General features: G+C 70.9%; 11 protein-coding genes. 4 read left to right on the forward strand and 7 right to left on the reverse strand.

What is annotated here, in order from left to right:
- The first annotated feature begins 295 nt into the window (after positions 1-295).
- Positions 296-865 (forward strand): TetR/AcrR family transcriptional regulator, encoded by a 570-nt coding sequence (locus KVT45_RS27090; protein ID WP_217551709.1) that lies wholly within the window; start codon positions 296-298, stop codon positions 863-865.
- Between the two features lie 39 nt (positions 866-904).
- Here KVT45_RS27090 and KVT45_RS27095 read toward each other — a convergent pair whose 3' ends face one another.
- From KVT45_RS27095 to KVT45_RS27120, 6 genes are all read right to left on the reverse strand, one after another.
- Complete coding sequence (locus tag KVT45_RS27095) at positions 905-1828, reverse strand: NADP-dependent oxidoreductase (protein WP_217551710.1); 924 nt, start codon at positions 1826-1828, stop codon at positions 905-907.
- A 574-nt stretch (positions 1829-2402) separates the two neighbouring features.
- Positions 2403-2936 carry a MarR family winged helix-turn-helix transcriptional regulator gene (locus tag KVT45_RS27100; protein ID WP_217551711.1) on the reverse strand — a complete coding sequence of 178 codons (534 nt, stop codon included), beginning with the start codon at positions 2934-2936 and terminating at the stop codon, positions 2403-2405.
- Between the two features lie 578 nt (positions 2937-3514).
- Entirely contained in the window at positions 3515-4729 is a 1215-nt protein-coding gene (mtnK, locus tag KVT45_RS27105; protein ID WP_217551712.1) for an S-methyl-5-thioribose kinase, read from the reverse strand.
- A gap of 13 nt (positions 4730-4742) precedes the next feature.
- The gene (locus KVT45_RS27110) at positions 4743-5789 is read right to left on the reverse strand and encodes an ABC transporter permease (RefSeq protein ID WP_217551713.1); all 1047 of its coding nucleotides are present in this window, start codon (positions 5787-5789) and stop codon (positions 4743-4745) included.
- Between the two features lie 35 nt (positions 5790-5824).
- Entirely contained in the window at positions 5825-7360 is a 1536-nt protein-coding gene (locus KVT45_RS27115; protein WP_217551714.1) for a sugar ABC transporter ATP-binding protein, read from the reverse strand.
- Positions 7347-8447, reverse strand: coding sequence for a substrate-binding domain-containing protein (locus KVT45_RS27120; protein WP_217551715.1), 1101 nt, complete (start codon positions 8445-8447; stop codon positions 7347-7349). The genes KVT45_RS27115 and KVT45_RS27120 overlap by 14 nt, the downstream gene beginning before the upstream one ends.
- 577 nt (positions 8448-9024) lie before the next feature.
- On the opposite strand from KVT45_RS27120, the gene KVT45_RS27125 reads away from it, so the two are divergent.
- Genes KVT45_RS27125 through mtnB form a run of 3 tightly spaced genes read left to right on the forward strand, consistent with a single transcriptional unit; the run spans position 9025 to position 10966 of the window.
- Positions 9025-9624, forward strand: coding sequence for an acireductone dioxygenase (locus KVT45_RS27125; protein WP_217551716.1), 600 nt, complete (start codon positions 9025-9027; stop codon positions 9622-9624).
- Complete coding sequence (gene mtnC, locus KVT45_RS27130; RefSeq protein ID WP_217551717.1) at positions 9621-10361, forward strand: acireductone synthase; 741 nt, start codon at positions 9621-9623, stop codon at positions 10359-10361. Before KVT45_RS27125 ends, mtnC begins: the two co-directional genes overlap by 4 nt.
- Positions 10358-10966, forward strand: coding sequence for a methylthioribulose 1-phosphate dehydratase (mtnB, locus tag KVT45_RS27135; RefSeq protein WP_217551718.1), 609 nt, complete (start codon positions 10358-10360; stop codon positions 10964-10966). The genes mtnC and mtnB overlap by 4 nt, the downstream gene beginning before the upstream one ends.
- A gap of 54 nt (positions 10967-11020) precedes the next feature.
- Here mtnB and mtnA read toward each other — a convergent pair whose 3' ends face one another.
- Positions 11021-12052 (reverse strand): S-methyl-5-thioribose-1-phosphate isomerase, encoded by a 1032-nt coding sequence (gene mtnA / locus KVT45_RS27140; RefSeq protein ID WP_217551719.1) that lies wholly within the window; start codon positions 12050-12052, stop codon positions 11021-11023.
- Positions 12053-12077 lie beyond the last annotated feature (25 nt).

The following is a 12077-nucleotide window of genomic DNA, read 5'->3' on the forward strand; positions in this document are numbered from 1 at the left end:
CGGTGACATCGAGCAGCAGCGGCAGCAGCGCGTCGCCGTACTTGACGGCCAGGTCGTCCAGGGTGGCGATGTTCCGGACAGTCGCGGCGACCTTGTCGCCACGCTCCAGGGCGGACTCGGCGAACGCGCGGCCGATGCCGCGGGGCGTGCCGGTGGTGAACCAGACCTTGCTCATGTTTTCTCCCTCCGGGTCTGCCGCCACCGTAACCCGAAACTTAGACTCGTCCAAAATGAGACTCGTCCAGGAATCGTGGCGACGGGACGTAGAATGGCGTGAGGGGAGGAACGAAGAACCATGAACCTGCGGGAACGCAAGAAGCTCGCGACCTGGCGCGCCGTCCGGAACGCCGCCATGGAGCTGCTAGCGGAACAGGGCTACGACGCGACGACGGTCGAGCAGATCGCCGCCGCGGCGAACGTGTCACGCGCCACCTTCTTCAACTATTTCGCCAGCAAGGAGGCCGCGGTCCTCGACCCGGACCCCGAGGAGCGACAGGAGTGGCAGGACGCCATGCACGAGCGTCCTGCGGACGAGCCGTTGTGGGATGCGCTGACCGCGATCCTGACGGGTTGGTGTACAGGCCTGCGCGAGCGCATGCCGCTGCAGCGCCGCCTCAAAGCGGAGTCGCCGGCCTTCGCCCAGACCGCCCAGAGCTTCGGCGAGCAGTTCTTCGCCGACCTCAGGGAGTGGGTGTTTTCCCGTACCACCCAGTCCGACCGGTTGACCGCGACCTTGCAGCTGAACGTCGCACTGGCCGCGATCAACACGGCGTACCAGACCTGGCCCGAAGACGAGGCCTTCGACGGCTTTCTGCAGAGGCTCGAACGCTGCCTGCGCCAGGCGCGCCCATCGGTCCAGGACTAGGGCCGCCCCGCGACGCCGGCGTGATCCAAACGACAGGCCCTAGGGCTTGAGGACGATCTTGCCGTGGGTGTGGCGGCGTTCGAGCTCGGTGTAGGCCTCTCGGACCTGCGCCAGCGGGTAGACGTTCGCGATGGGCACCTCAAGGTGTCCGTCGGCGATCAGGCCGGCCAGTTCGGCGAGCACCTTGGCACCCGGCCCGGCCGCGCTCCCCCCGTCGGTTTTCACCCCGTACTTCGCCGCGGCCGCGAAATCAGCGATGGTGTCGATCCGCTCGGCCGCGACACCCAGGGCGAGGGCCAACTCGACGTACCCCTGGCCGAAGGTGTCGATGAAGGCGTCGACGCCGCTCGGCGCGGCGGCCCTGATCCGGTCCGCGACTCCGTCACCGTATGCGACCGGGATCACGCCGTGGCTCTTCAGCCACTCGTGGTTGCCTTCACCGGCCAGGCCGATGACCGTGGCCCCGGTCCGGCGCGCGATCTGAACGGCCAGCGAGCCGACACCCCCGGCGGCTCCGGAGATGACGACGGTCTCGCCCTCCTCGGGCTGGACGGCGTGCACCGCCCCCCACGCGGTCACGCCGACGACGTACAGGCTGCCGGCCACCTCCCACGAGACCTTCTCCGGCTTGCGCGTGAGGTCGCCGGCCTCGACCAGGACCAGCTCGGCCTGGGAGGCCCGCTTGTCGCTGAACCCGATCACCTCGTCGCCGGGCGAGAATCCGCCGACCCCGGCGCCGACCTCCTCGATGACCCCGGCGAGGTCGCTGCCCTGCCCGGACGGGAACGTCGACGGGAATATCTGCGCCACCGCCCCGGTGCGGATGGCCGCCTCGCTGGGGTTGATTCCGGCCGCCTTCACCCGCACGAGGACCTGTCCGTCCGCGGGCACCGGGCGTTCCACGTCGTCGACCCGCAACACGTCGATTCCGCCGAACTGGTCGTACCTGACCGCCTTTGGCATGATCTCTGCATCTCCATTCGACTGGAACCCGCCTGGCAGCACCCCAGGCGGTCCCGCCCTGTCAAGGCTCGACGACGCCTCCGAGCACGTTGACCCGGTGCAGCTCTCGGTGGATAAGGGCTCGGCTCGGCAAGCGTGACGATCAGGTCCCCGAGGCGCTCTCCTCGTTCGCCGCCCGCCATTCGTTGTCATGTAAACAAACCGGTTTCACCCTAAGAGGCAAAGGGTTACATGTCAACAAACTCGGATGGCCCGGCGACCGGCGCGCGACTTCGGGCCGGCCGAGGCGCGCCCACGACATGGCAGCCGACCGTGGCGTGCAGCGGGCAGGACAGCCGTGGGCGCGCGCCCACGCACGTCAGGGAATCCGATCAGGACCCCGCTCCGGCCACCGGGGGCCCCGGCCGTCGCCGCCGTGCGTTCCGGCCCGGCCCAGCCTCAGATCAACGCACCGCCCGACCGAGATGAAGGGTGTCGTCGCGGAGGGCATTGGGCAGGGCGGCGGATATCTCGCGGAGCCCGGGGCGAGTCCGCCGTCGACGGTCCGGCGGGCGAGGCGGGGTGCGCCGTACCGTCAGCCCGCGCCGGGGTGTTCGGCGTGCCTGGGCAGTGCCGCGCTGTAGTGACTGTCGATCGTCTCGGCGCCGGAGCAGTGCTGCGCGCTGTAGTGGGTGTCGATCGCCTCGGCGATGCCGGTGAGGGCGTCGAGCTGCTCCCCGGAGAGCACATCGGCGAAGCAGTGGCGGATTCCCTCCACCCAAGCCGGCCAGGCCGCCTGGAATGCGACCCGGCCCGCGTCGGTCAGCACGACGTCGTAGCCACGGGCGTCGCCCTCACTCGGTGCGCGCGTGACCGTGCCGCGAGCCTCCATCCGAGAGACCTGGCGCGAGAGGCGGCTGCGCTCCCAGTGCAGCGCGACTGCCATGTCGCGGGCACGCAGCCTGTACTCCGGACTTCTGGACAACCTCAACAGGATCACGAAGTCCGCCTCGGTCAGACCGAAGTCGCGCGCCAACCGCCGGGCGAGCACCTCGTTGACCTCGATGCGCATGCGCTGGAACGCGATCCAGGCCCGGGTCTCCCGCTCGTCCAGTCGCTCCTGATCCATACGGCCGAGCCTACCCGGGGCGCCGACACGTACCGCCGGCCGATTCCGCCCCCACTCCCGCCCGTCCCCCAACACGGCGCTGGAGCGCACGCCGCCGCCAGGGGCGCGTCGCCCTCCTCCCTGAGCGCGAGGACCATCGCGGAGTTCCGAGCGAACGAGGGCAAAGCCGGCGGGGCCTTCGAGGGCGCTCCGATCGTCCTGTTGCACCACCGCGGCCGCAGGAGCGGGCGCGAGTACGCACTACGACCTGGTCGCCGCCGGTGACGGCACTGTCGAACGCGGAACCGAGACATACAGTGCGAATGTCCGCGAATTGCCCGGCGCTGAACGCGACCGCATCTACGCCGAGCAGGCGCGGCGCTACCCGGGCTTTGCCGAGTACGCACGCCAGACCGCGGGAGTCCGCACCATCCCCGACCTCGGTCACGACCTGCACGTGGTCGCCGTACGGGAAGAGCGCCTCCCGTCCCACTGGGGTGCGCGGGGTTGGTCGGGCAGGGCGGCACCGCGAATCGGTCAGTCCCGTTCGCCCGGGGCCGTGCCGGCGGCAAGGTCCTCGGCTCCGGGCGAGAGCCCGATCAGATCGCTGCCCGTCGGTGGATCGTCCGGTCGTGCGGAGTGAGGTCGCTGGTGCGGGCGCGGATGGACTCGGGGTCTTCCAGCTCGGCGCGGTGCACGACGAGTTCGCGGCCCAGCAGCAGGGCATGGCGGGAGGCGGCCACCTGGAGGGGGTCGGGCAGGGTCGTCAGGTCGGTGAGATGGGCGAAGCCGATGACGCGGCGGATGATCTCCGTACCCGCGAAGCCGACCGACTCCGTCCAGACGCGGCCCAGGAACCGCTCCAGATACGCGTCGTCGAAGAAGGTGTCGACGCGCGACGGCCAGAGGCGGCGGAACTCGGCCTCGAACCCCTCCCAGCTCAGGCGCAGTTGCTCGGCGTGATCGCCCTCGGCGCCCAGCGCGTGCGCACGGGCCTCGGAGACGAGGACGTTCGCCCAGTACAGGCCGAGGTCGAAGCCGATCGGGCCGACGAAGGAGAACTCGGGGTCGAAGACCCGGACGACCTCGGCGCCGTCCCGCCGGCCCAGCATGACGCTGCCGGTGTGCAGGTCGCCGTGGAGCAGCGCCTGACCGCTCGTCATGAAGACGTGGCGGAGTTCGGCGACCTCGGTGCGCAGCCGGGTGTCGGCGCGGAACCCGGCGGCCAGGTCGTCGAGCCCGGGGTGCCAGTGGTTGTGCTCGTGCTCGACATACGGCTCCGACAGCACCACATCCTCGGTGATCTTGCAGAGTTCCGGGTTGACCGAGGCGGCGATCAGGGCCTTGCGTTCGGCGGAGGGCATGCCGAAGTCGCTGGTGGCGAACGAGAGCTGCGCGACGAGTTCGCCGATGCGGGCCGAGGTGTACGGGCCGTAGGAGCCGCCCTCGTTGAGGTGCGTGCGCAGGACCTGGAGGTCGGACAGGTCCTCCATGACGAGGGCGTGGTTCTCGGCGTCGTAGCCGTGGATCGCGGGGATCTTGTCCGGGGCGGCCTTGGCGATCTGTTCGTAGGCGCGGGCCTCGGCGTCGGAACGGTCGGGGCTCAGCGGCCACGAGGGGCCGGCGACGCGGACCCAGGGCAGGGCCTGCTTCACGGCGAGGCTGCGGGTACCGGCGCTGTTGGCGGCCAGGAACACGCGGTTGAGATTGCCGTCGGAGACCTCGCGGACGTGGATGTCGTCGAGGTCGTCCCAGTGGCCGCGCTCGCGGAGGTAGCCCGGGATGTCGTCGGTGTCCAGGATGCGGTAGCCCATGGTGTCGGTTTCCTTATGCGGTACGGCGCTTGGACAGGGTGAAGCTGAAGACCAGGGCCAGGATGAGGACGGCGCCCTCGACCACGTCCTGCGTGTAGTACGGCAGGCCCTTGATGGTCAGGCCGGTGGTGATGATGCCGATGAGGACCGCGCCCAGGGCCGTGCCCCAGACGTTCGGGCGGCCCCGGCCCAGCACCGAGGTGCCCACGAGGGCGACGGCTACCGCTTCCAGGAGCTGGGAGGTGCCGGCGCTCACGTCGCCCTGGCCGATGCGGGAGGCCAGGATCAGGCCGCCGACCGAGGCGAGCACGCCGGAGATGACGTAGGCCAGGGCGCGGTAGGCGCCGACGCGGATGCCGGCCAGCCGGGAGGCCTCGGGGTTGGCGCCGATGGCGTACAGGACCCGGCCCCAGCGGGTGCGGGCGAGGAAGACCCAGGCGGCGACGGTCAGCGCGCCGAAGATCAGGACCGAGACGGGGATCCCCAGGACCGTGCCGCGGTCGATGCGCAGGAAGCCCGCGGTGAACTTCCCGGGCGCGGTGCTGCCGTCGGACATCGTCATGCCCGGGGTGATGGACTGGCCGTCGACCAGGATGAGTTTGCCGCCCTGGATCACGAACATGGTGCCGAGGGTGGCCAGCATGTCGGGGATCTTGAGCACGACGATCAGGAGTGCGTTGAGCAGCCCTGCGAGGGCGCCCGCCGCCAGCACCGCGACGATCGCGACCGTGCCGACCTGGTTGTGGACGACCATCGTCTGGGCGGCGACCGAGACGCCCAGGCCGGCGACGGCGCCGACGGACATGTCCATTCCGCCGACGGCCATGGTGAGGGTGACGCCGAGGCCGAGGATCGCGGCGACGGAGACGTACCGAAGTGTGTCGAGGAGGGTCGCCGACTCGCGGAAGGTGCCCTCGCTGAGCGCGAAGTACAGGAAGAGCGCGACCGTGACGAGGATGAAGCCGTACTTGATCACGGCGTTCTGGACGCGTGCGGCGGTGGAGGTCGCGGGCCGGGTCGCCGCCTTGGCGGGGGTCCCGGTGCTCTGGGTGGTGGTCATGGGTGCTGCTTCCTTCGGCGGCCGGTGTCGGGGGCTCAGACGGACCCGGCGATGGTCTGGATCACGCGGTCGCGCTCCGCTTCCTCGCCGTACACGTCGAGGTGGACCTCGCCGGCCGCGAGGACGACGACCCGGTCGGCGATCTCGAGGATCTCGTCGACGTCGGCGGACAGGACGAGGACGGCCGAGCCCTCGGCGGCCAGGGCGCGGGCGCGGCGGCCGATGTCGCGGCGGGCGCCGATGTCGACGCCGCGGAACGGCTCGTCCAGGATGAGGACGCGGGGGATCTCGGCGAGCCAGCGGCCGACGACCACCTTCTGCTGGTTGCCGCCGGAGAGTTCCTCCACGGTGCTGTGCTCGTCGCGCGCTACGACACCGAGGGCGTCGATGGTGTCGCGGCCGAGGGCGTCCTCGCGGGAGCGGTTCACCAGGCCCGCGAGGGAGAGGGACCTGAGGAACGGCAGCGAGATGTTCTGCGCCACCGACCAGCCCGGGACGAGCGCGTCGGCGTGCCGGTCCTCGGGGACCAGGTGGATACCGGCCCGGATGGCATCGGCCGGGCGGCGGGGCGCGTAGGCCCTGCCGTCCAGTGCGACGGCCCCGGTGCGGAAGGGCTCGGCGCCGAACAGGCCGCGGGCCAGCTCGGTCTTGCCCGCGCCCAGCAGGCCGACGACACCGGTGACTTCGCCGGTGCGCAGGTCGAGGTCGAGCGGGGCGCGGCCGTCGAAGAGCCGGACCCCGCGCAGGGAGAGGACGGTCTCGCCCTGGTCGCCCTCGCGGGTCGGGCGGGCCGTCTGAGCCTCCTGCGCCTGGGCGAGCATCGCGCGCAGGGCGGCGTCCCAGTCGAAGGGCCTGGCCTGGTCCTCGGTGAGACGGCCGTCGCGCAGCACGACCAGCCGGTCGGCGAGGGTGTCGATCTCGCCGAGGCGGTGGGAGACGTAGAGCACGGCGATGCCGTCGTCGCGCATCTTCTCGACCAGCGCGAAGAGGCGTTCGGCCTCGGCCGCCGAGAGCGCGGAGGTCGGTTCGTCGAGGATGAGGAGGCGGGGGCGGGTGGCCAGGGCGCGGGCGAGGATCAGCAACTGGCGGTCGGAGATGCCGAGGTCGGTGACGTCCTGGCGCAGGACCGCGTCGCTCCAGTCCAGGCCGAGGCCTGCCTGGATCTCACGGGCCCGGGCCAGGGTGCGGGCACCGCTCAGGAACGGGTTGCCGCGCCTTTGGGCGAGCTCCTCGAAGACCAGGTTCTCGGCCACGCTGAGGCCCGGCACGATGCCCTCGCCGATGCGCTGGTGGACCGTCTGGATGCCCAACTGGCGGGCGGCGAGGGGCGACGGGAGAGCTACGGGCTCCCCTGCGACCCGTACCTCACCGCCGTGGCCGGCGTGCACGCCGGACAGGATCTTGATCAGCGTGGATTTTCCGGCGCCGTTCGCCCCGAGCAGCGCGACCACGCTGCCCGGGGCGATGTCGAGCGAGACGCCGGCGAGCACCGTCTTGCCGCCGAAGGCCATGCTGACGTCCGTCAGGCCGACCGCGGGCGTCCCGTCAGGAGCCGTCTCAGTGGGCGACATTGGGGATCCAGTCCGCGGTGCTGACCTTGGAGAGGTTCAGCGCGGGCAGGGCGGTGCGCAGCTGGTCCATGTTCTCGATCTTGTTCTTGACCAGGAAGTCCCGGGTGATGGCGACGGCCGGGAACTCGACCGAGGACTTGTTCAGTTGACCGGCCAGCTCCAGCGCGGCCGTGCGGACCACGGCCGCGCCCACGGCGGACGGGTCGGTGCCGGCGGTGGCGACCCAGGGGCTGTCGGCGGCCGTCATGTTCTGGATGTCGGCGTTGGAGACGTCCGCGCCGAAGACCTTCACCTTGCCCTGGAGCTTCTTGTTCTGCACGGCGAGGACGGTGCCCTTGGCAAGCTCGTCGTAGGGCGCGAAGACGCCTGTCACGTCGGAGTGCTGGGTCAGCGCGGCGGAGACCAGCGGGACGTTGTCGGTGGCGGTCGAGTCGGTGACCTTGCCGACCTTGAACTCCTGGGTCCAGCCGTTGGCGGTGAGCGCCTTCTTCCAGACCGAGTCGCGCTTGTCGAGGGCGGCGTAGCCGGCCACGTTCACATAGCCGACCTTGGCGTTCCTGCCGACCGTCTTGGCCATCACGTCGAGAACGGCCTGCGCCATGCTGGCGTCGTCCTGCTCGGTGCTGACGACGGACTTGTTGGTCTGGTCGACGTCGTACACGACGACCTTGATGCCCTTCTTCACGGCCTGGTCGATCTCCGGCTGGATGGTGGCCGGAAACCCGTGGTCGACGATGATCGCCTGTGCGCCGGAGTTGATGGCGGAGGAGAGGTCGGTGGCCTGCTTGGCGTTGTCGGCCTGGGCGTCGTACACCGTCAGGTCGATACCGAGGGCCTTGGCCTGGGCCTTGGCACCGTTGCCCCACTGCTCGAAGTAGTCACCGGCGCCGCTCTGCCGGACCAGGGCGACCTTGACCGTGCCCTTGCTGAACGGTGCGGGCTTCTTGCCGGTGGCGGCCGAGGCCGAGGCGGCGGTGTCGCTGCCCGTCCGGGTGGAGGCGTCCGAGGACTGCGAGCAGCCGGAGAGGACCAGGGCGGAGACGGACGCCAGCGAGAGCGCGGCGAGGGGCAGGCGGACACGGGACATGACGGGCTCCAGGTGCAAGGGGTGGTGCGAAAGGTGGTGCGAGGGGTGTGCAAAGAGCGAACGCGGGACAGCGCGAGGAAGAAGACAGGGGCTCGGACCGGAGCGGGAACAGGAACGCGCCACTGCACGACCCGTGGCATACGCCCGGACGGCGGGCGTGCAGGGGCTCCGGGAGAGGTCAGCGACAGCTGGCCGTGGTCGACCGGAGCAGGTCCACGTACAGCCGCCGCACGAGCAGCGGCGTCTTCATAGGCAGATCATGGGAACGTTTTCAGCCGTTCGTCAAAGAAATGGAAGCGGTTTCTCACGACGTGAGACGACGATGCGTCACAGCCGGTGATCGTCCGGCCGGGAGTTACCATCACGGGACCGGCACCCGATCCGGCACAGTGAGGCCCCGATGACGACACCCTGCGCGAACACGCTGCCCATGCTTGGCATGTGCCGCTGTACCAGCGCGCGCTGTCGTGGCTGATCCGACGTCCGCTGCCGCCGCGCGCCGTCTCCGATTCCCCGCCCCGCGCGTCCGGTCCGTCTCGGTATCCGGACTTTCCCTCCCCCTCCTGGAGTTGCTCCCATGACGCTGCTGACGACGTGGTCCGAATCCGGCCCCGACACCCCGATCCGCCGCACCTCGGACCCCGCCGAGATCGCGGAGGCGCTCAAGCCGCTCGGTGTGCGCTACGAGCAGTGGCCGATCCGCGAGGACGTGCCGTTCGACGCCGACAGCGAGACCGTGTTCGCCGCGTACGGTCCCGAGATCGACAAGCTGAACGCCGAGGAGGGCTTCACCACGGTCGACGTCCTCGGCCTGCATCCCAGCGACGACCCCGAGTTCCCGGCGAAGGCGAAGGCCGCGCGGGAGAAGTTCCTCCAGGAGCACACCCACGACGACGATGACGAGGTCCGCTTCTTCGTCTCCGGCTCCGGCATCTTCTACCTGCACGTGAACGGGGAGGTGCACGCGGTCTTCTGCGAGAAGGGCGACCTGCTGGGCGTGCCGCGCGGTACCACCCACTGGTTCGACATGGGCACGAAGCCGTCGTTCACCGCGATCCGCTTCTTCCACGAGGAGGACGGCTGGATCGGCAACTTCACCGGCGCGACCATCTCGTCCCGCTTCCCGGACTACGACACGATCGCGGCCGGGTACGAGGCGGACAAGGGCGCGGTGTGAGCCTGCCGGGCCCGGCCCTCCGTTTCGATGTGGACGCCGTGGTGCTCGACATCGAGGGCACCACGAGCGCCACGGGCTTCGTCGTGGACGTGCTGTACCCGTACTCGCGCGCTCGCTTCGCGGCACTGCTCTCCGAGCGGAGCGGTGATCCGGAGGTGGCACGGGCTCTCGCGCAGGTGCGCGAGCTGACCGGCGACCCGCACGCCGACGCGGCCGCGGTCGTGAAGACCCTGGACGCCTGGCTCGACGAGGACCGCAAGGCGACCCCGCTCAAGACCCTCCAGGGCCTCATCTGGTCGGAGGGCTTCGCCCGCGGTGACCTCGTCTCGCACTTCTACGACGACGTCGTACCGGCCCTGCGTGCCTGGCACGCGGCGGGCCTGCGGCTGTACGTGTACTCGTCCGGTTCGGTGGCGGCCCAGCGGGCGTGGTTCTCCTCGACCCCCGAGGGCGACCTGCTGCCCCTGGTCTCCGGCCTCTACGACACCGAGAACGCCGGTCCCAAGCAGGAGCCGGAGTCCTACCGCCGTATCGCGGAGTCGACGGGCCTCGCGCCCGAGCAGCTCCTGTTCCTCTCCGACCGGCCCGGCGAACTGGACGCGGCCCGCGCGGCGGGCTGGCACACCGTCGGGATCCGCCGCCCCGGAGAGCCGTTCCACCGGCAAGGCGTCGGCGACCACGCACAGGCGGGGACGTTCGACGAGATCAGCATCAGCACGACCGGGAGCACCACGTGAGCGCCGACATCACCGCAACCGACCTTCGGGAGGCGGGGGCGGTCCTCGCCGCCGAGTCCGCCCGGTTCGCCTCCTTCGGCTGGATGCGCGGCACGTCCGGCAACCTGTCCGTGGTGCTCTCCCGGGACCCGCTGCGGCTTGCGGTCACCGCGAGCGGCCACGACAAGGGCGAACTGACGCCCGCGGACGTGGTGCTGGTCGACGGACAGGGCGCCGCCGTGGGCGAGGGCAGGCCGTCGGCGGAGGCCGAGCTGCACGCGCGCGTGGCCGCGCTGACGGGCGCGGGCGCGGTGGTGCACGTGCACACCGTGGCCTCGGTGGCGATGGGACACCGGCAGCCGGGCGGGATCGTCTTCAGGGACCTGGAGATGCTCAAGGGCGTCGGACAGCCCGCCCATGACGTCGAGGTGACGCTGCCGGTCATCGGCAACAGCCAGGAGATGAAGGTGCTCGGGGACCGGCTGGAGGCGGCGCGGGATCCGCGGATGCCGGCGGTGGTCGTGGCCGGGCACGGGCTGTACGTGTGGGGCGCCGATCCGCGGCAGGCCCGGCACCACACGGAAGTCGTGGAATGGCTGCTGGAGTTGGAGCTGACGCGACGCTGAGTTGAGTTGAGAGGTACGAAGGCCACGGTCGGTCGACCGTGGCCTTCGGTGTGTTCAGCGCAGCCGGTCCCCGGGCAGCTCCCCCGCCGACACCTCCAGCACGCCCCGCTCGGTCACCAGCCCCGTCACCAGCCGGCCCGGCGTCACGTCGAACGCCGGGTTGTGGCCGCGGGACCCGGCCGGCGCCGTGCGGACGCCCGCCCACTCCAACACCTCGTCCTCGCCGCGGAGTTCGATGTGGATGCCGTCGCCGGTCGGCGTCGACAGGTCGACCGTGGTGGTCGGTGCCGCCACCAGGAACGGGATCCCGGCGTACGCGCACGCGAGGGCCAGCCCCACGGTGCCCACCTTGTTCGCCGTGTCGCCGTTGGCCGCGATCCGGTCGGCGCCGACGATCGCCGCGTCGACCTCGCCGCGCAGAATGGTCCCGGCGGCGGCCGCGTCGGCCTGGACGTAGTGCGGGATGCCCTCCTGGACGAGTTCCCAGGCGGTCAGGCGGGAGCCCTGCAACAGGGGGCGCGTCTCGTCGGCGTAGACGACCTCCAGGCGTCCGCGCGCGTGGAGTTCGCGGATGACGCCGAGCGCCGTGCCCCAGCCGGCCGTGGCCAGCGCGCCCGTGTTGCAGTGGGTGAGGATCCTCAGCGGCCGGTCCTCGCCGGCCTTCTTCAGCAGCCAGTCGGCCCCGTACGCGCCCATCGCGCGGTTGGCCTCGACGTCCTCGCGCTGGACGGCGGCGGCCTCCTCCAGCACGGCGCCGAGGCCCTCCGCGAAGCGGGCCATGACCCGGTCCACGCACACCATCAGGTTGACCGCGGTCGGACGGGCCTCGCGTATACGGGCCACGGCCGCACGCACCTGCGCCTCGCTCCAGCCCTCCCGCTCGCCTTCGAGCAGCGCGAGAGCGACGCCGTAGGCACCCGCCGCCCCGATCGCGGGCGCGCCACGCACCACGAGCCGCTGGATCGCGTCCACCAGAGTGTCCACATCCCGGACGTCCACCGTCTCGGTACGGTGCGGCAGCCGGGTCTGGTCTATGAGCGTGAGACCGGTTCCCGTCCAGTCGACGGCACGCAGTTCCTGAGACATAACGGGACACTCCTGATGTTCTGAT

Origin of the sequence: Streptomyces sp. GbtcB6 (assembly GCF_019091475.1) — a bacterium.
Taxonomy (GTDB): Bacteria; Actinomycetota; Actinomycetes; order Streptomycetales; family Streptomycetaceae; genus Streptomyces; species Streptomyces hyaluromycini.

Bases quoted from the DNA above. Each gene is read 5' to 3' on its own strand.
- KVT45_RS27120 (WP_217551715.1), bottom strand. From the start codon at position 8,447: ATGTCCCGTGTCCGCCTGCCCCTCGCCGCGCTCTCGCTGGCGTCCGTC.
- KVT45_RS27125 (WP_217551716.1), top strand. From the start codon at position 9,025: ATGACGCTGCTGACGACGTGGTCCGAATCCGGCCCCGACACCCCGATC.
- KVT45_RS27090 (WP_217551709.1), top strand. From the start codon at position 296: ATGAACCTGCGGGAACGCAAGAAGCTCGCGACCTGGCGCGCCGTCCGG.
- mtnK (WP_217551712.1), bottom strand. From the start codon at position 4,729: ATGGGCTACCGCATCCTGGACACCGACGACATCCCGGGCTACCTCCGC.
- KVT45_RS27100 (WP_217551711.1), bottom strand. From the start codon at position 2,936: ATGGATCAGGAGCGACTGGACGAGCGGGAGACCCGGGCCTGGATCGCG.
- KVT45_RS27115 (WP_217551714.1), bottom strand. From the start codon at position 7,360: ATGTCGCCCACTGAGACGGCTCCTGACGGGACGCCCGCGGTCGGCCTG.
- mtnA (WP_217551719.1), bottom strand. From the start codon at position 12,052: ATGTCTCAGGAACTGCGTGCCGTCGACTGGACGGGAACCGGTCTCACG.
- KVT45_RS27110 (WP_217551713.1), bottom strand. From the start codon at position 5,789: ATGACCACCACCCAGAGCACCGGGACCCCCGCCAAGGCGGCGACCCGG.
- KVT45_RS27095 (WP_217551710.1), bottom strand. From the start codon at position 1,828: ATGCCAAAGGCGGTCAGGTACGACCAGTTCGGCGGAATCGACGTGTTG.